Source organism: Brevibacillus porteri (genome assembly GCF_003013475.1).
In the GTDB taxonomy this organism is placed as follows: domain Bacteria; phylum Bacillota; class Bacilli; order Brevibacillales; family Brevibacillaceae; genus Brevibacillus; species Brevibacillus porteri.
The window spans coordinates 26,308-50,518 of the sequence record NZ_PXZO01000017.1; the positions used below are offsets into that span (position 1 = coordinate 26,308).

Here is a 24,211-nt window from a genome sequence, read left to right on the forward strand (position 1 = left end):
CTTGGATACGGACTCCTGATTCTTTTTCCTTATGATCACAATACCTTTTTGACATCCTTTACGCTGGACGCGAGCATTTGCTCTACTGCGTTGGCGTCCCTCACGTGCTTGGTCAAGCCTTCATTCAGCTCGTCCAGCAAGCCCTTCGCATCACTTACTTGTTGGGACACATCGTCAGCAAATCGCTTTTGGTGCGCGATGATTTCCATCACACCTGACACTTCGCCGTTCAGTACCTGGAAAGCGTTCACGATCTGATCCGTCTTCTCCGCAGCATCCTTGCTGATAGAAAGCCCATTTTTGATCGCACTGCTGCTTTTTTCACTGTTGGACAACGCTTCTTTTGTTTCTTCCTGAATCTTGCCGATCAATTCTGCAATCGTCTTGGTCGAGTTCGCGGTCATCTCGGCTAGCTTCCGTACTTCATCCGCTACTACTGCAAAGCCTCGGCCCTGTTCACCCGCACGTGCTGCTTCTATCGCAGCATTCAAAGCGAGAAGGTTGGTCTGATTGGCAATATCGCTGATTACCTTGACGATGCTCGTAATTTCCGAAGAGCGCTCTCCCAAGCGGCTCATGGATTTGGACGTATGGACCGATTCTTTGTCGAGCAGGCTCATGACTTCTACAACATCGGTCATGGCCTTCTTGCCTTCATCTGCACGCGCTACCGATTGTTTACAGATGTCTGTCAGGCGCTCTCCTCGAACCGACAACTGACTCGCAGATTCATCATCCCGCTCGTTAATACCCTGGATATTATCTACGACACGCTTCATCCTCGTCACCAATCGCACCATTTGATCGGATTCTGCGTTCATCGCTTGGTTCGAAGTGAGGATCGCACCCATCTGTTCGTAAATACCGCGAAGCTCATGATTCCAAGCGTCTTGCTGTCCTGCCATTGTGGTTGTGGGAGTTGCCACTGTCGTCGCTGCTGTCTCTTTTACTGCTAGGCCTTTGTCTTTTTTCCAAAACATCCGCTTCCCTCTCCTTTGTACCCATCAATTGTCACCTCGGCGGCTATATACGCGGGACTCGATTATTCCCGGATGTTGTTTCGCCAAGCTCAGCAAGTTTTCCAAGAAATAATAGTGACCCTCCAAGAGCTCCACGTCTTTACGCTCAAAATGCTTCGCCTGCAAATACTGCTGCATTTCCAAAGCATAGCGCTCCAGTTTATCGTGAAAATCGTTGGCACGAAGCATTTGCTCCACTTCTGGATATTCTGTTTTCAGGCGACTCAGCTCACTGTATACACGTCCACCCTCCAGAATCATCTGGTAGGCCGTACGCTCGAGCGTAGCTGTCGTAGCTGCCTCCTGTTCCTCACGCTCCTCGCGCAAAGCTCCCAAGTACGTGATAAAATGGTAGACAGTTAAAAACAATGGTCCTAAAAATAGAATGATCCCTGCTTTGTACACATGCTGATTGGACAAATTGCTGATGAGCAGGAACAAGTGAAACAAGATCGCACCCAACCATACATAGATGATGATTTGGTGATTGATCTTCCCTGCCTTTTGGTGGCGTGAAAAGGCAAAGGTAAGTCCGAGCAGATAAAAGGCAAGTAACGTAAAGCTGGCAGAAAACAAAGCCATCTCCATATCGATCAGCCAATCTGCATCGGCGGGTATTTCGATAAAGAATTCAAAAGCGAGCACCAGCAGTGAGAACAGCAACCCCATGATCCAAAACCGGCTTACTTCCGAGTCATTTCTCCGCCGGGAGCGGTAGCGTTTTGCACGGGATCCTTCCATAATGCTCTCACCTCATTCTCTATGATTCGCCATGATTCTATCTTTTCCTTTCACATGGGGCCAAAATCTGACACGGAGGCTGTTATGACAAAAAATTTACCAACATCATTTACCGAGCGCATGCAAACCTTGCTCGGACACGATTATGAGGCATTCGTTTCCTCGTATGATCAGCCAGTGGCACACGGCTTGCGGGTCAATCCGTTGAAGGTGGGTCCTGACGATTTTTTGAAAATCTCGCCGTTTGCTCTGGAAGCAGTCCCTTGGTGCGAAAACGGTTTTCGCTACAAAGAGCCAGATCGTCCCGGCAAGCATCCTTTTCACTCCGCTGGCATGTACTATTTGCAAGAGCCAAGCGCGATGTCCGCTGCCGAAGCACTCGGTGCACAACCTGGTGAGCGCATCCTCGACCTGTGTGCAGCACCAGGAGGGAAATCGACGCAGCTTGCAGCGTTTTTGCGTGGACAAGGAATGCTTGTGGCAAACGAAATCCATCCTGTTCGTGCAAAAGCCTTGTCAGAAAATCTGGAGCGCTGCGGCGTGACCAATGCCGTCGTGACCAACGAAACGCCTGAACGCTTACAGGAGCGATTCCCCCAGTTTTTTGACCGAATTTTAGTAGACGCTCCATGCTCTGGCGAAGGAATGTTCCGCAAGCTACCCGAAGCAATCGAAGACTGGAGCCCTGCAAAAGTAACCGAGTGCCATCTCATGCAAGGCGATATTCTTGAAGCGGCCGCTGCGATGCTGAAGCCAGGCGGGACGTTGGTCTACTCCACCTGCACATTCGCTCCGTTGGAAAATGAGCAGTCACTCGTTAACTTCCTGGGACGTCATCCGGAATTTGAGATCGTCTCGCTGCCACATGTAGATTGCTTTTCTGCTGGCCAACCAGAGTGGGCATCGCCGTATAACGAGCAACTCACCCAGACAGCGAGACTGTGGCCGCATCGTTTACAGGGAGAAGGTCATTACCTCGCCAAGCTGCAAAAGAGTGATAACGCTGAAGTTCATGAACCTGCCGGGAAGCGTAAAGAAAAGCGTGCGGCAAAATCGGCTCCGGCAGGTCGTAAAGAAGCCATGGCAGCTTGGCGTACGTTCGCGGATGAAGCACTCCCGGCGCTCTCCAAACCATTCGATGATGAATCCGCTTTTCTTTTGTTCGGCGAACAGCTCTACTACTCACCTGCTCCCGAGCTCGACTGGGACAAGCTCAAGGTCGCGCGCGTCGGTCTGCACCTAGGAACTGTAAAAAAGAACAGATTTGAACCTGCACACGCCTTGGCACTCTCCCTCTCTCCTGCGGAGGCAGTCCGTGTCGCTCCGTATGACGCAGACGATCCTGAGATGTTGCGGTACTTAAAAGGGGAAGCTCTCACGCGTGATGGTGAAAGCGGCTGGACGCTGGTTACTGTAGATGGATTCCCCATCGGTTGGGGCAAGCAATCTGAAGGGCAACTCAAAAATCATTATCCAAAGGGTCTACGCTGGTTGTAAATTTGCATCAAAAATAAAAAAGCGCACAAGTCTACACGAAATGCATTCGTGACTGCTTGTGCGCTTTTCTCTTTTTCTTATGATCGCCCTCTGCGGGGCGGATTGTCTACTACCGTCAACGAGCCATTTCTTATATAACGCAATATTTTTGAAACAGATATCCCTGTTGCATTGGCTATTTGCATCGCATTTGAATTCGGATAACTTCTCACGTAATTGCGAATCATCTGGTAGTCTTGTATTTCGTTTTCTCCGCAAACCTGGCAAGTGTACTCTCCCCGGCCCATCGGACTGCCGCATTTCAAGCACGTATCCGTCGTCATCACTGGTTCTCCTCACACCCTGTACTATGGTACTTTCACAAGAAAGGGTTCTATCTTCCTATCTATTACCCAAATCACATGGGAGGAAAACACTATTTTCGATCGCAATTCCTGTATTCTATTTAAAATTCGATGCAGTCATTCCGAACTCCTTTAAAAAGGCCAGTATGGAGGCATCAGGCAGCTTTTTGCGTAAAGGACAATCGCAAACCCAATGAAAAAGACACCACTGAGTCCATGAAAAACGTTGAGCCAACCTGGGCGAAAAAATCGAGCCAAATACGTGGCCAACAAAGCTACCAGCCCCAAGAACAATAAGGTCGATAACAGACAGCCTGTAGCAAACAAGAACAACTCTGTTGAATGAACAAAAGTGCCAGATGCCAATAGTGAGCCAAAAACTCCCGCCCAAAACAGAATGGTCAGTGGATTCGCGAGCGTCAGAAGCACGCCGTGCCAAAAGCTGTTTCGACCCGATGGAGCATGCTGGACTGGAGCTTGTTCATGTACGCCTCTGCCTTTTATGGCACGCAAGGTTTGAATCCCAAACCAAGTCAAAATCAGAGCTCCCATAATCAAAACCATCTGTTTGACCCAATGGATTTGTAACAGCAGCGACAGTCCCCCGACCGCCCCCACCATATAAACCGCATCTACGAGTGCAACCCCCAGTACCATCATGAGTGCATCCCGAAATCGCCGAGTCATCGAGCGATGCAATACTCCCAGACAAACCGGACCAACGGATAGCTGGAGCATCATCCCAAATAATAGACCGTTCCAGATTGCCATCAGGTTCACATCTCCTCTTTCATGGAAGACAGGACGATCATCGTATTCGTCTTGCTTACACCTTCTACTTGCTTCAATGTTTCAGAGATGAATCGTTCCAGATCGGCTGTCCCTTTTACGGCAACCTTCAATACATAATCGTAAGCTCCCGCAATATGATGGCATTCCAGCACAGAGTCTGCCTGCAAGACCGTTTCACGGAAGCCAGCGATATGCTCCGTTTTTTCGATTTCCACCATCACAAATGCAATCAGGTGAAGCCCTAGCTGTTCCCGATCCAGCTTCACCGTGAATTGCTTGATGAGTCCTGTATCCTCCAGCTTGCGTATTCGCTCGGAGACCGCAGGCACGGACAAATGAACCTGCTTACTGATGTCTGAGCTGGTGATTCGGGCATTTCCCCGCAATAAACGGAGGATTTGTTCATCAATCCGATCCATTTGATCTCCCTCCTTGTTTTCTATTCATTATAACAACTTCTTTCAAAGAGAAAGGCATTCGGTGCAAGAACCTTATACTTTTAACTATTTATCCGTATTTCTTCATTTTTCTCTGTACGACATGTAATCTCAGAGCGTATTCCTAACAGATTTAGGTCATCCTTCGATTTCAGGTACGAAAAAAGCTTATTCCTCCTCCTGATCGAAGTGGGAATAAGCCTTTTTAGCAGCCTTACTGCTCTTCTTTATTCAAGTTCGCAATCTTTGCCCCTTGCTCCAGAAGACCTTCATATCCATACTTGCTCTTGATTCTCTCTATTTCTTTTTCCACGCTAGCACTGTCCTGTATGTTGAAATAGGCTTTCACTATTTCATAGGGTGTTTGGCCCGGTTTCTGCGGGTGATCCTCAATCGCTGCTTTCCAAGGAATAGCTGCTTTGTCCATCAACAGCTCAAGGGCAGAACCAGTCTCATACCGAATACTTCTTACCAAATAACGCGGGGACAATTGACCATTGGCAATCACGTCAAATACATGCATAAACGTAACGTGAAAAGGCTCCTCTTTTGTCGCAAGAACGGTCAGCTTTCCACCTGTAAGCTCGCTGTAACGATACTCGATGTAGCGGGCTGATCCCTCAATCGCCTCTGTCTTGGTTTCCCCCACCAGTTGTGGCCATTTCTGATAACGATAGCTGCGCACGATCGCCCAATCACGCAAGTGCTGTTTGATGGTTTCGGTATCATTCACAGCCACTGCCTGATCCAGCAGCTTGAATTCGAGTCCCATCAAGGCATAATTTTCTTCTGTAACGGGGTAGTTATCAATAAATTCGGCCCCATCAGCGTCATAGGTCCAATTTTTTTGCTTGAAGATGTGAAACGATTCATGGAGCAAAAAGGAAGCAAAATCAAAATACAGCTCCGGATCGCTAAACATTTTAGGATGATACTTAAAATACATGGCTTCGGTGCCATCCATCTCAAGAGTCGCAAAGTTAAAGGGCATCCACGCAGAAATCGTGGACGGATCAAAACGGCTGACCCGATACACCTTAGGCAAACCGAATGACTCCGGTACTTTGATTTCTGTAGCAAACATACTGTTTTCGAATTGCTTCACATTTACTGCAAAGGCTTCTTTTCGGAAAAACCCTCTATCTTTATTCGTGTGCACAAGCAAGAGCGGTAAAGTTCGAAAATCATACTCCTCGTTCCAAAGCTGATCCGGTGATTGCTCAAAATGTTGATAAATCGTCGACAACTCGGTTAACATCTGTTTGTCTGTTTCATTTAGCGATTCATATTCAGTTTGAACGGTTTGGTTCATCACGATGAAAAACAAAACTACACCTACGATTGCCAAAAGAGAAACGAGAGCAATTTTATTTCTTTTTTTCATAATTCATCCTTACTTTAAAAAAGTTTTTTTACAAACAATACACAATAAACTACCACAGTGCATGAACATATTTCAACTTACCATCGTTGTTAGCCCCATTTTTACTTCTGAGAGGTCGTGTCCCATATCGGATATGTACGCAAGTTCTGTCCTCCGACAGTGTTTACGTAATCCATTTATGTTCATCGCTCACTGGAGACGAGGCATATGCTGGGTCTTTTTCCATTTCCGCCAAAGTCTGTATGAATAGCTCCTGGTTCGATCAACTTTACTTTGATGTTTTGTGATGCTAATTCATAAGATAAAGCTTCTGAAAAGCCTTCAACCGCAAATTTAGTCGAATGATAAAGTGACATTGTAGGAAAGGTAATTTTCCCTCCCATAGAAGAAATATTAATCAGCAAGCCTTCTTTATTCGATCTAAAATGTGGCACGATCGCTTTCGTCATGTTTATCAAACCAAAAACATTCACTTCAAATTGTCTTCTAATTTGCTCAGCGGTAGCTGCTTCAAGAATCTCCATTGTTCCATATTTAACAATCCCTGGGCTATCGTTTCAAGTTTAGCGCTATATTCATTTATCCCAATCTGGATGCATATGATCTGTGCCGGATGTATTTCATCTTTATAAAGCGAATGCTTCTCGTATAACTCATTTAAATTCTTTTGCGCTTCCTCCTGCGCTTGCTTTAACCAGGCAATCACTTTGTCATACCCGACAAATTCGCCAAAGTAAAGCCTCATCAAAAAATCTGATTTTGTACTATCCCGCTCTAGGGGCCCTTGTAAATAGGCGTTAAAATATTCTCGTCCTGAGGTACAATTTCCTTGGTTATCAATCCCTCCTTCTCCATCCGATTAAGCATGGGATATATCGTTCCATAAGTTGATCGAAAGAAATAGGAGAAAGGGAGCTTCATTCGATCCAAATCAAAAAAAACTGCCCAGACCCTTTTCGAATCTGGACAGTTTCTCTTACCATCTTTACTTATTTCCACGCGTTTTCCCAGCGGATGAGGATTGACTAAACGGTCTTCCACCCTTAGCAGAGCGAGCGGCTCCACCTTTTCCCGCTTTCTTGGCATCGGCTGGCTTCGCAGATTTACCTGCTTTACGCGCTGCAATCGCTTCTGCCTTCTTGCGATTTTTCTCATACTGCGTCTGCAATTCACCCAGCTCACGCGCCATTTTCCTTTTGTAGCCTGGTTTTACCTTCGTCTTTTTCTTCAAGGCTTCACGTACAGGAGAGAACTCTTTGTCTTTTTCCTTCTGTTGCTCTTTCGCCTGTTGTGCACGCAGCTCAATGAAATGAGCTTCCCGTTCTTCCGCACGTTGACGGCGACCCGCATCCAGATGGCGACCTTCCTGCAAAATTCTTTCCTCGATCGATGCCTTCGTGGCTTTGGCAAAACGCCCCATCAAGTTCTTCTGACGAGGAGAAATGAGGGAGATGGCTTTACCTTTTTGTCCCGCACGACCCGTACGTCCAACGCGGTGAATGTAGCTATCCACGTCATTCGGCAAATCGTAGTTGATGACATGTGTTACGCCTTCTACGTCGAGTCCACGAGCCGCGATATCTGTCGCGATCAAGTATTGGAAACGAATCTCACGGAATTGCTTCATCAGTTGTTCCCGCTTGTTTTGGGACAAATCACCGTACAGTGCTTTCGCAGCGAGGCCATTTTCCTGCAATCGAGCTGTAAGCTGCTGTACACGTACTTGCGTATTGGCAAACACGATGGTCAAGAACGGCTGCTCTTGCTCCAGCACATCCACGAGAGCGTCCGTCTTATCGCTTTGGTTCACTACATAGTAAAATTGTTCAATGCGCTCAACAGTCTTCTGCTTGCCCTCAATCTTGATATGCGGTGGCTGCTTCATGAAGCGGTGCGCCAGTCTTTTCACCAAATCAGGCATCGTAGCAGAGAACAACAGCACCTGACGCTGGGAAGGCGTGTGCACGATCACTTGCTCCACATCTTCCAAGAAGCCCATTTCCATCATTTTATCTGCTTCATCCAGCACCAATGTGGAGATGCGTCCGAAATGGAGCGATCCGCGCTTCATATGATCCAGCACGCGCCCTGGTGTTCCGACTACAACATGTACGGTTTCTTTCAGTTTGCTAAGTTGCTTGTCGATATCCGTTCCACCATGCAGAGACAGCACGTTTACATTCAGGTGCTTACCCAGCTTTTCTACTTCTTTGGCAATCTGAATGGAAAGCTCACGTGTCGGGGTGAGAATGAGCGCTTGAATGTCGCGTTTTCCCTCTTCCAAAGCGTTGAGGATCGGCAGCATGAATGCAGCTGTTTTTCCCGTACCTGTCTGAGCTTGTCCGATTAGATCTTTGCCTTCCATAATGAGAGGAATAGCTTCCTCTTGAATTTGTGTCGGTTCTTTATAATACAGGTCTTGAATCCCTTGCATCAGCTCCGGACGAAAACCAAAAGACGCAAACGATTTTGCCATAACTTCCACTTCCTTTCACAAGCGAACCGATTCGCCACACCATGACTGCATGGACAGTGGATGCGATAAAACCGGCTCTCATCAATCAAATTCATCCTAGGCAGGTTGTTGCCCTTGCGAAATCCTATCCTACCTATACTAAAGGAGTACTCTCGAAAAAACAACTAAACCGTTCAACTCCCGGGTATTTTTCTCCGAGGCTCGTGATTTCATAACCTCTCCATCATCACAAAAACACCCTCTCCATCGCAATGATACATGCATGGAGAGGGTTTCGCCTACCTCATCTATCGAGCAGTTGTTGAACCGTTTCCTTATCGAGCTTCTTGATGACAGCTGTCAGCAGCTGGGCAGCCTGCTCGAAATCACTTTTTGCCATAATCGCATTATGGCTGTGAATATACCGTGTCGCAAAGCCGACGACAATCGACGGGCAGCCAATGCCGCTTGTATGGAATTTCGCTGCGTCTGTTCCGCCTCCTGCGAGGGCATCCACCTGGATATTGATGCCGAGCTCCTCTGCTGTGTCGAATACGAGATCGCGCAATCCGGTATGCGGAATCATCGTGGCATCAAATAACATAACGAGCGGACCGTCCCCCACGTTGCAGGTCATCGGATAGGATTCATTTCCAGGCGTGTCATATGCGAGTCCAACATCGACAGCAAAAGCAATATCCGGTTCAACCAGCGTCGCTACTGTGCCAGCACCGCGCGTCCCAACTTCTTCTTGAACGGTTGCACCGGCGTATAGCACATTTGGATGCTCTTCCGACTGCAAACGTTTCAGCACCTCGATTGCCAGCGCACACCCCGCTCGATTATCGAGCGCCTTTGCGACCCACAGCTCTCCGTCGCGCATCGTCGTAAAATCACTGTCAGGAACAATCCAATCACCAGGGCGAACACCCATTTCCTTCGCATCTGCTTCATCTTTTGCCCCGATGTCAATGTACAAATCCTTGAGCTTCATGACTTTTTCCCGCTCTTCTTTTTCCAGAGCGTGTGGTGCCTTCGAACCAATGAGCCCGAGATGCTCACCTTTGCGTGTCTTGACCTTCACGCGCTGTGAGAGGATATTGTGCGTCCACCATCCACCGAGCTGGATAAAACGCAAGTACCCTTTTGGCGTGATATGCGTCACCATGAAGCCCACTTCATCCAAATGTCCCGCGAGCAAAATTTTCGGACCGTTTTCTGCACCCGTCTTCTTCCCGAGTACTCCACCCAGTCGATCCTTTACCAACTCGTCGCTGAGAGGCTGTAAGTATTCTTCCATCTTCACCCTGACTTCGCGCTCGTGCCCAGGTACTCCGTCCGTTTCCGTCAAATCCTTGATCAATTTCGTGAGATCGTCCATCCTTTATCTCCTTTTCGATACTGACGTATTCCCTTTATGATTTCGAGAAATCGCTTACAAAATCCTTTCATTTCCAAATTGCCTGCACCCTATTTGATATTGTTTCCCCAACCAGTGTCCCGAATGCGCTCGAGTACTTCTTCATGCTGTCGCATTTGATTGGGTGGCCTTCGTAGCATTTTCTTGTTCTTGCCCGACCTTTTTCGTGATCCGATGAAATAGCACGAGACAAATCAGTCCCATCCCTACAAAAATTCCGGTGATCGCAATAGTGGGAACCCACGTACTGACAAGAATAAACACACCTGCACTGCTGACCCCCACGATGCTAAACAGAGAATGTACAGCCATATACGTGCTCCGCGCATGATCCGGCACCATATTGGCGAGTAACGCTTGTTTTACTGGAATGTGCATCACTTCACCCAACGTCGCGAAGAACATGGCAATGAGCAAGACAGCAGGAGAGCTGCTGAAGCTAATCCAGGCATACCCGCAAAAGTACAGGACCAAGCCTGATAAGAGCACAGCCCTATCTCTCATGCTCTTCATCACGTAGGACACCAAAACGGTCATGCAAACAACCAGCAACGTGTTTTCTGTTTTTAATAGGCCTAACAAGTTCATCCCATCTACCTGAATGGCAAGAAACGAAAATAACTGCTCAGGCTCCGGGATATCTTGCACTAAACGAAGGCCTATGACATTGGTCAATTGCTCCTCTACAGCTATAATGAGCAGATTCGCTATGGTAAACAGTAGAAAAATCCGATGCTTGAGCACTTCTTTATAAGCTCCCATGACATCTGCCATAAAACTCGAATCTTTTTGTCTTTGTTTGCCAGACGCTGAGCGTGCACGTTTTTCTGGCACATACGTTTCCTTGATAAACAGGATCGTAATGGCGAGCGAAATCGCGATGCTTACAGCCACACCGAGAAATAGGGCAAAGTAATGCTTGTGGAACAAAAAAGCCCCTACCAACCCTCCTATGGCTACCGACAGATTATTCAACCAATAAGAAGCCGTAAAAATCGCTCGCCTGTTTTCCGGCTGACTCACATCAATGATGAGTGCTTGGTATGCAGGACCTGACGCCCCCAAACAAAAGTTATTGAACAGAAACAAAATAAATGTCACATAAGGCAGCTGAATCCAGGGCGAGTTGACAAAGGCTACACCAAGAAAACTGAGAAAGATGACCGCCTCACACACAACGATGACTTTTTTTCGCCCGATCCTGTCTGCCACATATCCCCCTGCAAAAGAGCCTGCGACACTCGCTGCCATCACGCCTAAAAACATGAAGCCCGTTACAACCGTCCCCAATTGCTTGGAGAAAAAAACAATCAAGTACGGAGTCACAGTCATGCTCGCCATCGTCGTCAAAAATTGTAACATCAGTCTGATCTGGATGTTGCTGTCGAACTTCCAAAAACTCATCGTGACCATTCCTCTTTTCGTAACGATTGATTAATCAATCATTTATATTCCAAAAAAAAGACCGATGGAGAATGCTAGCGATTCTTCGGTCCAAAAAGCTGCATGGCAAACGGAACGAATTTTTCCCACATGTTGCTTTGTGGCTCATCGGTCAAATTCACACGCAGACCAATTAACAGACTCATGTACGCTGTCGCCACGTATTTGGGATCTTGGACATGCAAGAGTCCTTTCTCTTGTCCATTGATCAAGAGCTCGGCAATTTTCGTACGAAATGTGTTGTGAAACGCATCTAACTCAGCAAATGAATGGGCAAAACGATTGTAGTAGCCAACTACTTGGACGACCAGACGCAAGTACGAATCGAACGCGGCGAAAAGCTTGATGTGATTGGTCACCATTCTCTCTAATTCCAGTAATGGCTCAGATGCTTGGGGATCAAAGTCAAGCAGTTTGACCGAATGCTCTTGTAATGGCTCCGTGACGGCGGCATGAAAGAGCTGATCCTTGTTTTCAAAGTACGTGAAAACACTGCCAAAGCTCACTCCAGATGCCTTCGCGACTTTTGCAATGGTGGTATCATCATAGCCGCGCTCGGCAAACAAGAGAACGGCCTGCTGAAGAATCGTTTCCCGCTTTTGCTTCATTTTTAGCACTTGTTCTTCTGAAAGTGGCATGCTGTACAGGCTCCTTGCTAATGAATGATTAGTCGATCAATCGTTACTTGCATTATAGTACTGACTTCCAGCATTTGCAAAGAGTTTTGTCTCTCCTGATTCAGCAAAAAATAAAAACGGCTGGCACTTGTGTCCAGCCGCTTGCTATTCCTACTTCGCTAATTCATAGATCGCTTGCGCGTAAATCGCTGTCGCTTTGATCAGATCATCCACGAAAATATATTCATCTCGCTGGTGGGCACTGTCAGGACGACCTGGGAAAAGCGGTCCGAATGCTACCCCAACATCCAGCGATCGGCCGTAGGTAGCGCCGCCAATTGCAATGATGCCTGCTTCCTCGCCTGTTTGTTCCGTATACACGCGTTGCAGTGTCGTCACCAAAGGGTGATTCGGGTCGACGCGGTGCGGTGTCAGATGCTCAGCCACTTCGAGCGTATATGCCCCTTCACTGAATCGTTCAGCAAGAACAGCCGACCATTTTTCGAAGGCAACAGAATGTGGGTAACGGATATTCAGACGGAAAAGCGCATCCTGCTTTTCGTCATACTCGATCACACCTGTGTTCAGTGTGAGCGCACCCATTTCTTCATCATCATGCGCGATGCCGAGCGCTTCACCGTAATGCTGCTTGTGCAAATAACGATCAGCCAAGCTTACAAATACTGCTCCGCGTTCATCCAAGGACAAGGTGCGCAAAAAGTGAATGAGCTCAGTACCCGCGTTGACACCTTTGCTCGGGTCCATTCCGTGAACCGAAACGCCCTCCATGTGCAGCACTACGAGACCGTCCTGCTCCTCCACTTTTCCTTTCAAGCCAGTCGCTTCCAAGTGCTGGCGATAACTTTGTGCAATCGCCTCACTATTCAAGCCGATTGGCGCAAGCGTTGCTACAGCCTTGTCTGGAACCATGTTCATCCGCAAGCCAGCCTGTAAGGAAACGAGCTTTGCCGCCACATTATCCGCAGCAGGTATTCCAAGACTTTGGAAGGATGCAAGCGTCTGCCGTAATGACAGATCGGTCAAGCCTTTTTCCGCATAGATCAGCGGGAAGTCTGCATCTGGTGTAAAGCCCATCGTCGGCATTTCTTCCGTTTCAAAATACGTGTTCACACACTGCCAGCTCGATTCTTCATCCGTACCGAAAATAAAGCGCACGCGCTTCGACAGCGGCAATCCCAACTCCATCACGATCTTCGCTGCGAAAATGGCCGCCATCGTCGGTCCCTTGTCGTCAATCGCACCACGGGCCACCATGCGTCCATCCACGATCTCGGCTGCATACGGAGGCGTACTCCAGCCATCGCCTTCCGGTACGACATCGACATGGCTCAGAATGCCGATCAATTCCTCACCTTGTCCGAATTCAGCGTGCCCTGCATATCCGCGGACGTCTTTGGTTGTCATGCCTGCTTTTTCACACACGCCTAGAGCAAAGTCAAGCGCTTGCCGAATCCCTTCTCCAAAAGGGGCATCTTCCCGTGCTGACTCGGGGTCTAATACACTTTTAATCTGCAAAAATTGTTGTGTCGTCGCAATCAGTTCGTCCTTGCGTTTCTTTGTTTCTTCCAGCCAATTAACGCTTGTCATTCTCTTCTCCAGTCCTCTCATTCATACTTCCTTCGTCCATTGCCGCATCGACGTCGAGATCCAGCTCCACCAACGATAACAATGACTCCATCGGCACTTCTTTTTTCGTAAATTCTGCTTGGGCGTCTTTAATTTCTTCCCGGATGTTGTTCATTTCGCTATCAAGCTTGTAGGACGCCTTGGCAGCCTCGAACAATCTTTGCCGTATATCGGATGGGATAATTCCCTCGTATTTATAATTCAGCGAGTGCTCAATCGTCGCCCAAAAATTCATTCCCAATGTGCGAATCTGAATTTCTACCGGAATGGTCACTTGCCCACCCGCCATCATGATCGGATACTCCACGGCAAGGTGATAGCCGCGATAGCCGCTTTCTTTTGGGGTAGAGACATAATCCTTCTCCAAATACACACGCATGTCTCCGCGGTTGCGTATCATCTCAACGACTGCAGGTATATCATCAATAAACTGGCAAATGACGCGGATGCCTGCGATATCGCGAATTTCCCAGCAGATATTCTCATCAATCGGAAACTGCAAGCGGTTTGCCTTGTTGTAAATACTCGGGATCGATTTGACCCTGCCCACCGCAAACTCAATCGGTGAATGCTCCTTGCGTTTGCGCAGCTCGTTACGGATATTTTTAATTTTGACTTTGATTTCTTCTACAGCTTGTTCGAACGGTAGCAGATATAGTTCCCAATCTAGTTTGTGCACGCTTACGTCCCTCCGGCTTGAAACTCTCCATCGTCCTTATCATTCAACATTTTGTGTGAGATATCCTTCCAAAATACAAAAAGAGACGGGAGAAAAGGCAGTTGTCACTGGCTTTTGCTCCGTCCCTCTTTTCTTAATTTTCGCGCGAAACAAAGGTTGCAAGTGAGCTTCTCAGCTCTTCTGCTAGAATGGCCAGCTGATTCGCAGCATCTGCGATAAGCTCCATCGCTGCACTCTGCTCCTCTACCGCAGCCGAGATGCTTTGGACACCGGCAGCTGCTTGCATCGATGCGGACGATACTTCACCAGCGACAACGGCTACCTGCTGGGCATCTGGCGCCATACGCTTGAATGCTTCACTGACACCATTAATTTCTTGCGACACCCCGAGGATGTTTTCCTCGATGTGCTGGAACATCTCTTGCGATTGGTGTGCTGTTTTTATGCCGCGGGCGGTCGTTTGGGCACCCTCGACCATCCTGGCGACTGCTTCTCTCGTATCCTTTTGTACGTCTCCAATCATGCCTACGATCTGCTGGGCAGCGCTGTTGGTATCTTCTGCCAGCTTACGCACTTCCCCAGCGACGACGGCAAATCCCTTGCCATGCTCTCCTGCTCTGGCTGCTTCGATCGCAGCATTCAAAGCTAGCAGATTGGTCTGTCGGGCAATTTCTGTAATGACGGAGATAATTCTCGAAATGTCCTTCGATCGCCCTTCCAATACATGAATGACATCCGTTGCAGCTTCTACCGAACGATTGATTTCGTCCATGCTGTCCATCACATCTGCGATCGCGCGTCTGCCAGCGTGTGCATGCTGCTTCATTTCTTCCGCAGATACAGTCACCCGTTCTACATTTTCCGTTACGACCGCCACATCTTTCGTCAAATCAACAGCTAGATTCAAGGTTTGTCCCATTTTTTCTACCTGACTGTCAGCAGATGCAGCCACTTGATCGACGACGAGAACAATTTGCTGACTGGACGCGGCAATCTCACTGGTGTTTCCCTGGATATTTCGCACCGCACCGGAAACGGAAGCGGCTGCCTGCTGAATCTGAAACAAAATTTTGCGCAGTTGCTTTTGCATCGTAACGAGAGACCCTGCAAGCTCCCCCAATTCATCTTTTCGTTTTAATAGCTTGTCAGGAATCTCACGCGAAAAATCCCCATGTCCGATCCGCTCTGCCACGGCAAGCATGCCGCGAAACGAACGACGAAGCCAATTTGCTGTAAATAGCGAGATGATGACGATTAGCAAGAGGACGGCACCATTAAAGGCAATCATGGCATCCCGAATGCGGGTTGGGCCCTCCAGTATTTCAGTCATATTCATCTCTGCCAAAATCGCCCACGTCTTCTTCCCCACTTTGACCTGATCATAGGACACGAGCACTTGCTGTCCTAAGTAATCCATGCTTTCGACCGTTCCTTCGGATTGTTGGGTGAGCAAGACTTGATCAACGATGGGCGTATCTACTTTTTGCTGTAACAACGTATTTGGCTCACTGCCCAGTTGTGAGCGCATGAGCTTGTCCGGACCACCCACCAAGTAAATCTTCCCGGTTTCCCCAAGCCCCTCTCGTTGATTGAATATTCTAGAAATATAATCCATGGATACTTCGACTGCTATTTGCCCGATGATGTAGCCTCGCTCGTAGATCGGCGCTGCCATGTATACCCCTGGCGCTCCTCCAGATGGCTCGTAAATGCCTAGATCTGACATTTCTGCGCTTTGGGTTTTCTTGACTTGCTGCACAGTCTGGCCAAGTACAGAGTCAGCGTGTGGGCCTGTCAGGAGATTGGTACCAAAATCGGCCTGCGGCTTTGTCTCGTACACGATGTCCCCTTGTGCATTCAACAGAAAAGCATTTACGAAGCCGTAGCGAGCGACCTCCATTTTCAATTCGTTGGTATATCTCGCTTGCACTTCTTCATAGGTAGGCGATTCTCGTCCTTGCCGCCACACGTCCTCAAACGAAGAAAGGGCAGACATTACTGTTCCCGAGGCAGCCAGCGTATCCACGTTCCTGGCTCGCTCACGAAAGTAATTTTCCACCTGTTCCTTGTTGCTGTGACGCAGCGCTTCCAGTGTAGCGGCGCTTCCGTTCAACAATTCCTGCTTGGATTCCTGATAAGCAAACACTCCCGCTGCCGTCAGCGGTACACTTCCTGCCAGTAGTAGTACGAGCAGTATACGAGCGCCCAACTTCATGGAAAAGCCCCCCATTTTTTCCAATCTCATTTTCTGGTATACTTATAGAATATTATTTATATTTCTACTATTAATATGAATATAGTACCAGAAAAGGAAAAAGGAAGGCTAGACCAAAGTATCAGGCTGTTTCGAAAATCATAGCAATTTCGTCGCACATCGGCAGCTTGGAGCAATTAATACAATCCTTCCAAGCTTTTTGCGGCAGTGTTTCCTTTGCAACCACCCAAAACCCGCACTTTTCAAAAAACACTTGTTGATAGGTCAGCGCCAGTACACGCTTAATTCCCAGAAGGCGGCATTGCTCAACCAAATGAAGAACCAGATGTTTCCCTACGCCCATCCCCTTCGCTTTTTCCGAGATAGCCAAGGAGCGGATCTCAGCCAGATCCTCCCACAAAATATGTAGGCCTGCGACACCTACGACCGAATCTCCATCATGAGCGACAATAAAGGATTGCAAGTTTTCTAAGAAAGACAGCTTCGTACGTGGTAGCATCAAGCCTTGTTGTGCATATTCATTAACAATCTCCAACATGGCATCCACGTCTTTCATCGTAGCCTGACGTACTGCCAGTGCCTTTGCAACACCCATTTTACTCTCCTCCACCCCATGCATTTCGAGCCTGGTTTGATTTAATATTTATTCATTATAGTATATAAATATACATTCGACCTGCGCAGAAGTCTATCCTTTTTTCACCTAATTTATGCTCAATTGCATGAACTATTCTTTTGTTAGGTAACGGTTGTGTTATAATCAAGCGTACGAGTTCATAAGGAGGTGCTACATACTTGACGACGAGACGGGAACGGAAAAAACGCGAAACACGCGAAAAAATCTTCAATGCTGCCATCAAGCTTTTCAAAACGCACGGCTTTGAAGCAACCACAATCGACATGATTTCCGAAGAAGCGGATGTTGCACGCGGTACGATCTTTCTGCATTTCACTTCAAAGGAAGCCATTCTCGCTAACTGGGGATATGAACGTCTGCATGAAATCGAGGAGCGTCGAGAAGAGTGGGATTATGGTAGTGACTGCAAGTCGAAGGTGCTGCGGATCTACAAGATCATGAATGAAGTCACCATCACCAATTTCGATTTCATTAAAGTCGTCGTAGAATCCTCGATGAAACATCGGAAAGTGCTTGAGAACGAAAAGAACATGTACTTTGAATTGCGTCAACTTTTCGCTGACCTGATTGAAGAAGCGCAAGAAAAGAATCAATTGAAAAGCAAATTCAACCCTCTTGTAGCTGCGAACATGTTGGAAAACATTTACTATAACGCTCTATATGACTGGGTACGCAGCGAAGGCGCCTGGGCACTCGAAGAAATCATGGAAGAGAAGGTCTCTATCGTATTCGAAGGGCTGGTCGTGGAATAATCCGACTGACCAGCCCTTCGAATGTGACTACTGTATGATTTATTCGAAATACGCCCATTTGTACTGTGCATATCCCAAACCTGAAATGACTACGCCTTTCAACTTGGGGTTCTGCGCATACACCGTAGACTTGAAATAAAACGGAATGACTGGCATTTCGTCCACCAAGATTTTCTCAGCCTCTTGCAAGATCGCTTTTCGTTTGGCAGCATCCTTCTCCTTGGCAGAAGCCGCCAATAGATCGGCATATTGACGATTCTCCCAACGAGTATGGTTGTTGCCTTCCTTCGTTCGGAATATTTCTAGGAAGTTGATCGGATCGTTGAAATCCCCTGTCCACCCCATCCGCGCTACTTGGTACTTCCCATTTTTCACGTTTTCATAGTAGACATTCCATTCCTGATTCTCCAGTTTGACATGCACACCCAAGTTTTTTTGCCACATGTCCTGTACGGCTTGCGCTATTTTGGTCTGTGCTTCCTCTGTATTATAGGACAGTGTAATCGGCGGGAGCTGGTCGACACTAGCGTACCCTTCTTCCTTCATGCCTTCCGCCAACAGCTGCTTGGCTTTTTCTATGTCGTTGTCTGGAAACAAGCCTTGCTCGTTCTCAGCAAACATCGTAGGCGGCACTACGGCTGTTGCAACCAATTCCCCTCCTTGCGTGATGTTCTCCACGATGTCTTTCCGGTTAATCGCGTAGGAAAAGGCTTGGCGAATTTTTTTGTTGTGGAAAGGCTTTTGCTCTGTGTTGAATTCATACCAATACGTCCCGGCTTTTGGCGTGATCACCAGCAATCCTTTATCCTTCAGAGTCGGCATCGCGTCGAGTGGTAGATTGCCAGTTGGAGCACCTGCCCAATCGAGATCACCGCCCTCCAGCATCGACAGCTCTGTATTTGCGTCATTGATCATATTCATTTCGATTTTGGTCAGCTTAACAGCGTCTGCGTCCCAGTAATGCTCATTTTTCGTAAGCGTCAGCTTGGTTTTATGCTCCCACGTATCGAGTTTGAACGGTCCATTCGAGGTGTAGGCTGGTCCTGCTTCCTTCGCCCAGTCCGGTTTGTCTTTCACCACGTTGGTATTCAGCGGGAAGTAGCTGTAAAAAGCCGTGAGCTCCAAGAAAAACGGCGTCGGATTTTCCAGTTGGACGACAAGTGTCTTGTCATCTGTTGCCTTGACCCCGATCTCTTCGGGCTTCGCTTTGCCAGCAAAGGCCGCCTCTGCATTTTTTACATAAAACAGCTGATAGGCATACTCTGAACCGTTTTTGGAATCGAGTGCCCATTTCCAGGCGTTCTCAAAATCATGCGCGGTTACGGGATCGCCGTTCGACCACTTCGCATTGTCGCGAATCGTGAAGGTGTACGTCAACAAATCGTCTGATGCCTTGATTTCCTCCGCCATGGCGGGCTGTGGAACGCCCTTGTCGTCGATGCGAGTCAGCCCCTCAAACGTCTGAAAAATAACATTGGATGACCAAACATCCGAAATGAGTCCGGGATGAAGAGAAAGCGGTTCTGTAAAGTTATTCAGTCTGAGTATTTGTTCGGGTTGCACAGATGCAATAGCTGGCGTAGCTTCTGTCGTTGGTTGTGTGGCAGGCTTTGCTGCTTCCTGTGGTTGTCCGCATGCAGCTAGAGCTAAAGCCAAGCCTGCTGCGAAAACAGCTTTTCCTGTTTGTTGCCACCATCGGTTTATGGAACGTCGCATGGTTTATTCCCCTTCGCTCGGGAGCCTTCGCTGTTCTTCTCTCTGCTGCCATTCTTTCAGCTCGCTTTTGATTTGATAGAGCTCTGCACGTGTTTCGAGCTTGAACGCTTTTAATTCGCTTCTGATTACAGCCAACTCATGAAAGAGTCGCTCCCACACCTCTTGATCTTTGTCCATGTTCGCCTCCTTTTTCGGTCGTATACACAGCAGGCAGTTCAATTGTCACCTGCGTTCCGTGTCCTCGTTCACTCTGAAAGTGGATCGTCCCTTGCATCACCTCGATGATCCGGCAAGTTACCATTAATCCGAGACCTGTCCCTTTTTCCTTTGTCGAATAAAAAGGAAGCCCAATCTGTTCAATCTGCTCCGGCGTCATCCCCTCTCCCTCATCCTTAATGGAAATCACATGATAGTTCCCGGCTGCTTGTACGGTGACGTGCAGTACGCCACCTTGCCCCATCGATTCGATACCGTTTTTCATCAGATTCATCAATGCTTGCTTGAGCTTAACGGCGTTGCTCTCAACGAATAGGCCCGGTTCGGTCTCACAGGCGATTTCCACTCGGTTCATGACGCTGTAAGAGGACATGATGGCCGTCACTTCTTTCACGGTATGCGAAATCTCCAGTCGCTCCAGCGTCTCAGAATGAGGCTTGGCCAGATTCAAATAGTCGGAAATAATAAATTCAGCCCGATCGAGTTCATTTAAGACCAATCGGATGTATTCAATGTTTTTCGGATTCGACTCCTCACGCAGCAATTGGACAAAGCCTCGTACCACTGTGAGTGGATTGCGCACTTCATGGGCGACACTGGCTGCCAGCTCGCTGATCAGGTTCAGCTTTTCTGAACGTTCGACCTGCTTACGGATAATATGAGATTCTCGAATAAACTCGATGAAATAAACGGCTCCACCTAGTATGATCAAAGCGAGGTAGCCGATTTCCACTAGCGGCTCCAGATAATCGTTAATGATGGACAACGGGAACCCTCTCCAGATCAAAACAACCATCCCGCCACCGATGATGGATAGCTGCTTCAAACATCCGATTAAGAGAACGACCGCTAGTTTTTTTCGCAAAGAGTAGCCATACCAACGATTGACCAACAAAAACGGTATGATCGCGTAGACCATCGTTCCAAGAATCGTTATGAGAACGCCATCGCCACCCAGAACGATCCTTACGACAAACATCACCAAAATCGTCAAAATGCCCGGGATATACCCAGCGTATAAAATGGTAATAATGATTGGTATCGAGCGTAAATCGTACGCCATACCATTACTGAGTTGTACTGGAAAGCTCATGGCAAAAATGACGCTGATCGAGCTACAAACGATAACCATTGATGACTTGACGCTCATCTTGTTCGAGGTTGATCGCCCCAGCCAAACATTTCTATACAGCAAAACAGGGACGATAACGAACAGTAACTGCAGCAAAATGTCTTTGATGATTAACATATATCGGTTCCCCTGGCTCTTGGAATATTTCGATTTTTCTTACAGAATACCATCTCTAGGTATCTTTCTGGAAGGCACATTTTCAACATCTGGCAGAAAGGATGTTTTTGTTGCGGTGACCAGCACATTTCCCTATGATGAAGAAGAGCTTGTTTGAAGACCTTGGAGGTAATGACATACAAATGCGAAATGGTATAAAGCGTGAAGATATCGAGCTGTTGGCACCTGCTGGTAACTGGGACTGTTTGAAGGCAGCCGTGGCCAACGGAGCCAATGCCATCTTTTTTGGGGTAGAAAAGTTCAACGCGCGTGCTCGTGCTGAGAACTTCCAAATGGCTGAACTGCCTGAGATTATGGCTTATTTGCACATGTACGGGGTAAAGGGCTTCCTTACCTTTAATATTCTCGTTTTTGAAAATGAACTAGAAGATGCACGCGAGTTGATAGACGCCTGTATTCACGCTGGAGTAGATGCTGTGATCGTACAAGACCTCGGTCTTGTAAAGATGATCCGCGAGATTTCTCCAGACTTCCCGATTCACGGCTCTACGCAAATGACGATTACTTCGCCGGAAGCGGTGGAGTTCACGAAGCCGTTTGATATGGAACGCGTCGTACTTGGTCGTGAAAATTCATTAAAAGAGATCAAAAAAATCGGGGAAAAAGCAAAGCTGCCGATGGAAGTATTCGTCCACGGCGCCTTGTGCGTTTCTTATTCCGGACAATGCCTGACCTCGGAAATGTGGGGTGGACGCTCGGCAAACCGCGGAGAGTGTGCCCAAGCCTGTCGCTTGCCGTATGACCTGATGGTAGATGGTGTGCAAAAGGATATGGGAAATATCGCTTATGTGCTGTCCCCGAAGGACTTGGCTGCCATCGATTTGGTTCCTGAATTGATCGAAGCTGGCGTGACTTCCTTTAAAATTGAAGGTCGTCTAAAAACACCTGAATACGTTGCAAACGTCGTGAGTAAATACAACGCTGCCATCGAGCGTTATTTTGCCGGACAAGATACAGGACCATCCGAGGTAGAAGTACGCGAGCTGCAACAAAGCTTCTCTCGCGGGTTTACACACGGATTTTTGACCGGGACAAACAACAAGCAGCTCGTAGATGGATCGTTCCCGAAAAGCCGCGGTGTGTTTTTGGGAACCGTGAAAAAACTGCTTCCTACAGGCGTACTGGTGGACATCACTGCTCCTGTCAAACGCGGAGACGGAATCGTGTTCGACGCGGGTGACCCCACGCAAAAAGAAGAAGGCGGTCGCATCTACGATATTTTGAGCCGCAGTAAAAAAGTAGAAGGCGAAGTTTCCAAAGGCATGTACGAAATCGTCATGGGACGCAATGACGTAAATCTGAAACGTCTTCACGTCGGTGATCGCGTATGGAAGACAAGCGATCCTGAGCTGGATCGTCGCCTGCGCAAAACGTTTGAGACGGAAAAGCCTTATCGCACCTTCCCGCTGTCCGTTCACGTAAGCGGCAAGCTGGGTGAAAAGCTCAGCGTCACTTGGGTGGATAAACAGGAGAATCACGCTGTCAGTGTTCCTTCTGAGGTACTGTTGGAGACTGCTTTGAAGCGTCCTCTGACGAAGGAATTGCTGCACGATCAACTCAGCCGTCTTGGCGGAACTATTTTCCACCTGGAAGCTCACGATCTGACTGTCGATCTCGAAGGGGATCTCATCGTACCTGTCAGTGAGTTGAACCGGATGCGCCGTGACGCAGTCGAGCAGCTCGTGTTCCTGCGTTCCAAGCCGCCGATTTACCACCATCACGATATCAATGTATACGCGGACGTACCAACGAGCAAACCAGTGGAAAAACCACTCCTGACAGCTCTGTGCCGCTCGCTTGAGCAATTGGAAGCAGCTGCGCAAACAGATGTGGACTTCCTCTACGCTGACTTTGAATTCGTCAAGCAATATCCAGAGGGTGTCAAGCTGGCCCATAAGTACGGGAAAAAGATCGGGATTGCTACAATGCGCATTCATATGCCGGATGAAAACGGTGTCCTTGCCCTGATCGCGAAAAGCAAGCCAGACGCTATTTTGGTGCGCAACACGGGAGCACTCTATTACTACTTGTCTCGCCGTGAAGAAATCGACATTCCGCTCATTGGCGATTTCTCCTTGAATGTCGCGAACCACAAGGCAGTTGAGCTGTTCCTCGCAACAGGTCTTGACCGCGTTACGCCATCGTACGATCTGAACATCCAGCAGATGGTCGATCTGCTCAGCCGCTCGGACGCTGCGAACATGGAGCTGGTTATCCACCAGCACATGCCGATGTTCCACACCGAGCACTGCGTATACTGCACATTCATGAGTGAAGGTACTGACCATACAAACTGCGGAACTCCATGTGAGACCTCCCGCATTTCTTTGAAAGACCGCGTCGGTTTCTCTCACCCTATACGTGTGGATACCGGTTGCCGCAATACCGTTTATAACGCGATTGACCAGTCCGGTGCTGAGTACTTGAGCGAGTTCCGCTCCCTGAATGTCGGCAGCTACCGCATCGAGTTTTTGGAAGAAGAGCCAGAGCGCGTGAAAGAAGTAATCAGTCTGTATCGCAAGGCATTGCGCGGAGAAGTTAGCGGTACACACGTATGGCGTACCCTGAAGGCAACCAACCAGTTGGGCGTCACACGTGGGCAACTGACGAAATAAATACCAGCTTTGATGAGAGGAGAGAGAAAGTATGGCTGACCTGAATCAACCAACTGTAGAAAACCTGGCCGTTATTATCGAGGGCATCAAAGCAAAGCTGAACATGGCGAATACGGCGGTGATGCGCCCGGAGGATTTCGATCTCGTTCATTACGAGGATTTGCTGTACCTGTACAATATGGTGCAGAAAAAAGCGGCGTTTGGTATCAATGAAATGACCGCCATCGTTGAAGAGCTAGGTGCGATGAGAAAGCAATCCTAGTTTTTGCCCTGATC

General features: G+C 48.0%; 22 protein-coding genes. 4 read left to right on the top strand and 18 right to left on the bottom strand.

Features of this window, described 5'->3' with window-relative positions; genetic code table 11:
- Positions 1 to 35: 35 nt before the first annotated feature.
- Positions 36 to 980: a methyl-accepting chemotaxis protein gene (locus C7R92_RS33115; RefSeq protein ID WP_106834103.1), complete on the bottom strand. Its 945-nt coding sequence runs from the start codon at positions 978 to 980 to the stop codon at positions 36 to 38.
- 24 nt (positions 981 to 1,004) lie between these two features.
- Positions 1,005 to 1,760, bottom strand: coding sequence for a hypothetical protein (locus C7R92_RS09730; protein WP_069847878.1), 756 nt, complete (start codon positions 1,758 to 1,760; stop codon positions 1,005 to 1,007).
- Between the two features lie 84 nt (positions 1,761 to 1,844).
- On the opposite strand from C7R92_RS09730, the gene C7R92_RS09735 reads away from it, so the two are divergent.
- On the top strand, positions 1,845 to 3,257 hold the full coding sequence (locus C7R92_RS09735; protein WP_106834104.1) for an RsmF rRNA methyltransferase first C-terminal domain-containing protein: 1,413 nt from the start codon (positions 1,845 to 1,847) through the stop codon (positions 3,255 to 3,257).
- A gap of 77 nt (positions 3,258 to 3,334) precedes the next feature.
- Here C7R92_RS09735 and C7R92_RS09740 read toward each other — a convergent pair whose 3' ends face one another.
- The 13 genes from C7R92_RS09740 to C7R92_RS09810 all read right to left on the bottom strand — a co-directional run bounded on the left by C7R92_RS09740 (position 3,335) and on the right by C7R92_RS09810 (position 17,285).
- Positions 3,335 to 3,580: a hypothetical protein gene (locus C7R92_RS09740; protein WP_017250648.1), complete on the bottom strand. Its 246-nt coding sequence runs from the start codon at positions 3,578 to 3,580 to the stop codon at positions 3,335 to 3,337.
- 153 nt (positions 3,581 to 3,733) lie between these two features.
- Complete coding sequence (locus tag C7R92_RS09745) at positions 3,734 to 4,372, bottom strand: LysE family translocator (RefSeq protein WP_106834105.1); 639 nt, start codon at positions 4,370 to 4,372, stop codon at positions 3,734 to 3,736.
- A gap of 5 nt (positions 4,373 to 4,377) precedes the next feature.
- A complete protein-coding gene (locus C7R92_RS09750; protein ID WP_106834106.1) occupies positions 4,378 to 4,812 on the bottom strand; it encodes an Lrp/AsnC family transcriptional regulator in 435 nt (144 codons plus the stop codon).
- A gap of 232 nt (positions 4,813 to 5,044) precedes the next feature.
- Entirely contained in the window at positions 5,045 to 6,214 is a 1,170-nt protein-coding gene (locus C7R92_RS09755; RefSeq protein WP_106834107.1) for a hypothetical protein, read from the bottom strand.
- 182 nt (positions 6,215 to 6,396) lie between these two features.
- Complete coding sequence (locus tag C7R92_RS09760; RefSeq protein ID WP_106834108.1) at positions 6,397 to 6,738, bottom strand: SDR family NAD(P)-dependent oxidoreductase; 342 nt, start codon at positions 6,736 to 6,738, stop codon at positions 6,397 to 6,399.
- Positions 6,739 to 7,199: 461 nt separating this feature from the next.
- Positions 7,200 to 8,690, bottom strand: a complete 1,491-nt coding sequence (locus C7R92_RS09775) for a DEAD/DEAH box helicase (RefSeq protein WP_069847892.1) — start codon at positions 8,688 to 8,690, stop codon at positions 7,200 to 7,202.
- Positions 8,691 to 8,973: 283 nt separating this feature from the next.
- The gene (locus tag C7R92_RS09780; protein ID WP_106834111.1) at positions 8,974 to 10,050 is read right to left on the bottom strand and encodes a M42 family metallopeptidase; all 1,077 of its coding nucleotides are present in this window, start codon (positions 10,048 to 10,050) and stop codon (positions 8,974 to 8,976) included.
- 141 nt (positions 10,051 to 10,191) lie between these two features.
- A complete protein-coding gene (locus C7R92_RS09785; protein ID WP_106834112.1) occupies positions 10,192 to 11,493 on the bottom strand; it encodes an MFS transporter in 1,302 nt (433 codons plus the stop codon).
- Between the two features lie 74 nt (positions 11,494 to 11,567).
- Positions 11,568 to 12,170, bottom strand: a complete 603-nt coding sequence (locus tag C7R92_RS09790; RefSeq protein WP_017250654.1) for a TetR/AcrR family transcriptional regulator — start codon at positions 12,168 to 12,170, stop codon at positions 11,568 to 11,570.
- 150 nt (positions 12,171 to 12,320) lie between these two features.
- A complete protein-coding gene (gene pepV / locus C7R92_RS09795) occupies positions 12,321 to 13,757 on the bottom strand; it encodes a dipeptidase PepV (protein ID WP_106834113.1) in 1,437 nt (478 codons plus the stop codon).
- Positions 13,744 to 14,475 carry a GTP pyrophosphokinase gene (locus C7R92_RS09800; protein WP_106834114.1) on the bottom strand — a complete coding sequence of 244 codons (732 nt, stop codon included), beginning with the start codon at positions 14,473 to 14,475 and terminating at the stop codon, positions 13,744 to 13,746. The genes pepV and C7R92_RS09800 overlap by 14 nt, the downstream gene beginning before the upstream one ends.
- Positions 14,476 to 14,608: 133 nt before the next feature.
- Positions 14,609 to 16,690, bottom strand: a complete 2,082-nt coding sequence (locus tag C7R92_RS09805; RefSeq protein ID WP_106834115.1) for a methyl-accepting chemotaxis protein — start codon at positions 16,688 to 16,690, stop codon at positions 14,609 to 14,611.
- Between the two features lie 121 nt (positions 16,691 to 16,811).
- Positions 16,812 to 17,285 carry an N-acetyltransferase gene (locus C7R92_RS09810; protein WP_007722846.1) on the bottom strand — a complete coding sequence of 158 codons (474 nt, stop codon included), beginning with the start codon at positions 17,283 to 17,285 and terminating at the stop codon, positions 16,812 to 16,814.
- Between the two features lie 200 nt (positions 17,286 to 17,485).
- Here C7R92_RS09810 and C7R92_RS09815 point away from each other — a divergent pair, with 200 nt between their 5' ends.
- On the top strand, positions 17,486 to 18,079 hold the full coding sequence (locus C7R92_RS09815) for a TetR/AcrR family transcriptional regulator (protein WP_106834116.1): 594 nt from the start codon (positions 17,486 to 17,488) through the stop codon (positions 18,077 to 18,079).
- 39 nt (positions 18,080 to 18,118) lie between these two features.
- Here C7R92_RS09815 and C7R92_RS09820 read toward each other — a convergent pair whose 3' ends face one another.
- The 3 genes from C7R92_RS09820 to C7R92_RS09825 are packed head-to-tail and all read right to left on the bottom strand — an operon-like array spanning position 18,119 to position 21,260.
- Positions 18,119 to 19,795, bottom strand: coding sequence for a peptide ABC transporter substrate-binding protein (locus C7R92_RS09820; RefSeq protein WP_106834117.1), 1,677 nt, complete (start codon positions 19,793 to 19,795; stop codon positions 18,119 to 18,121).
- Between the two features lie 3 nt (positions 19,796 to 19,798).
- Positions 19,799 to 19,972 carry a hypothetical protein gene (locus C7R92_RS32295; RefSeq protein WP_017250660.1) on the bottom strand — a complete coding sequence of 58 codons (174 nt, stop codon included), beginning with the start codon at positions 19,970 to 19,972 and terminating at the stop codon, positions 19,799 to 19,801.
- Positions 19,932 to 21,260: an ATP-binding protein gene (locus C7R92_RS09825; RefSeq protein WP_106834118.1), complete on the bottom strand. Its 1,329-nt coding sequence runs from the start codon at positions 21,258 to 21,260 to the stop codon at positions 19,932 to 19,934. Before C7R92_RS09825 ends, C7R92_RS32295 begins: the two co-directional genes overlap by 41 nt.
- Before the next feature lie 182 nt (positions 21,261 to 21,442).
- Here C7R92_RS09825 and C7R92_RS09830 point away from each other — a divergent pair, with 182 nt between their 5' ends.
- Both C7R92_RS09830 and C7R92_RS09835 read left to right on the top strand, forming a co-directional pair.
- On the top strand, positions 21,443 to 23,935 hold the full coding sequence (locus tag C7R92_RS09830) for a U32 family peptidase (RefSeq protein ID WP_106834119.1): 2,493 nt from the start codon (positions 21,443 to 21,445) through the stop codon (positions 23,933 to 23,935).
- Between the two features lie 31 nt (positions 23,936 to 23,966).
- Positions 23,967 to 24,197, top strand: a complete 231-nt coding sequence (locus C7R92_RS09835; protein ID WP_007722824.1) for a DUF1128 domain-containing protein — start codon at positions 23,967 to 23,969, stop codon at positions 24,195 to 24,197.
- Positions 24,198 to 24,211 lie beyond the last annotated feature (14 nt).

Excerpts from the sequence above, each read along its gene's own strand:
- C7R92_RS33115 (WP_106834103.1), bottom strand. The coding sequence starts at position 980 with ATGTTTTGGAAAAAAGACAAAGGCCTAGCAGTAAAAGAGACAGCAGCG.
- C7R92_RS09730 (WP_069847878.1), bottom strand. The coding sequence starts at position 1,760 with ATGGAAGGATCCCGTGCAAAACGCTACCGCTCCCGGCGGAGAAATGAC.
- C7R92_RS09735 (WP_106834104.1), top strand. The coding sequence starts at position 1,845 with ATGACAAAAAATTTACCAACATCATTTACCGAGCGCATGCAAACCTTG.
- C7R92_RS09740 (WP_017250648.1), bottom strand. The coding sequence starts at position 3,580 with ATGACGACGGATACGTGCTTGAAATGCGGCAGTCCGATGGGCCGGGGA.
- C7R92_RS09745 (WP_106834105.1), bottom strand. The coding sequence starts at position 4,372 with ATGGCAATCTGGAACGGTCTATTATTTGGGATGATGCTCCAGCTATCC.
- C7R92_RS09750 (WP_106834106.1), bottom strand. The coding sequence starts at position 4,812 with ATGGATCGGATTGATGAACAAATCCTCCGTTTATTGCGGGGAAATGCC.
- C7R92_RS09755 (WP_106834107.1), bottom strand. The coding sequence starts at position 6,214 with ATGAAAAAAAGAAATAAAATTGCTCTCGTTTCTCTTTTGGCAATCGTA.
- C7R92_RS09760 (WP_106834108.1), bottom strand. The coding sequence starts at position 6,738 with ATGGAGATTCTTGAAGCAGCTACCGCTGAGCAAATTAGAAGACAATTT.
- C7R92_RS09775 (WP_069847892.1), bottom strand. The coding sequence starts at position 8,690 with ATGGCAAAATCGTTTGCGTCTTTTGGTTTTCGTCCGGAGCTGATGCAA.
- C7R92_RS09780 (WP_106834111.1), bottom strand. The coding sequence starts at position 10,050 with ATGGACGATCTCACGAAATTGATCAAGGATTTGACGGAAACGGACGGA.
- C7R92_RS09785 (WP_106834112.1), bottom strand. The coding sequence starts at position 11,493 with ATGAGTTTTTGGAAGTTCGACAGCAACATCCAGATCAGACTGATGTTA.
- C7R92_RS09790 (WP_017250654.1), bottom strand. The coding sequence starts at position 12,170 with ATGCCACTTTCAGAAGAACAAGTGCTAAAAATGAAGCAAAAGCGGGAA.
- pepV (WP_106834113.1), bottom strand. The coding sequence starts at position 13,757 with ATGACAAGCGTTAATTGGCTGGAAGAAACAAAGAAACGCAAGGACGAA.
- C7R92_RS09805 (WP_106834115.1), bottom strand. The coding sequence starts at position 16,690 with ATGAAGTTGGGCGCTCGTATACTGCTCGTACTACTACTGGCAGGAAGT.
- C7R92_RS09810 (WP_007722846.1), bottom strand. The coding sequence starts at position 17,285 with ATGGGTGTTGCAAAGGCACTGGCAGTACGTCAGGCTACGATGAAAGAC.
- C7R92_RS09820 (WP_106834117.1), bottom strand. The coding sequence starts at position 19,795 with ATGCGACGTTCCATAAACCGATGGTGGCAACAAACAGGAAAAGCTGTT.
- C7R92_RS32295 (WP_017250660.1), bottom strand. The coding sequence starts at position 19,972 with ATGGACAAAGATCAAGAGGTGTGGGAGCGACTCTTTCATGAGTTGGCT.
- C7R92_RS09825 (WP_106834118.1), bottom strand. The coding sequence starts at position 21,260 with ATGTTAATCATCAAAGACATTTTGCTGCAGTTACTGTTCGTTATCGTC.
- C7R92_RS09830 (WP_106834119.1), top strand. The coding sequence starts at position 21,443 with ATGCGAAATGGTATAAAGCGTGAAGATATCGAGCTGTTGGCACCTGCT.
- C7R92_RS09835 (WP_007722824.1), top strand. The coding sequence starts at position 23,967 with ATGGCTGACCTGAATCAACCAACTGTAGAAAACCTGGCCGTTATTATC.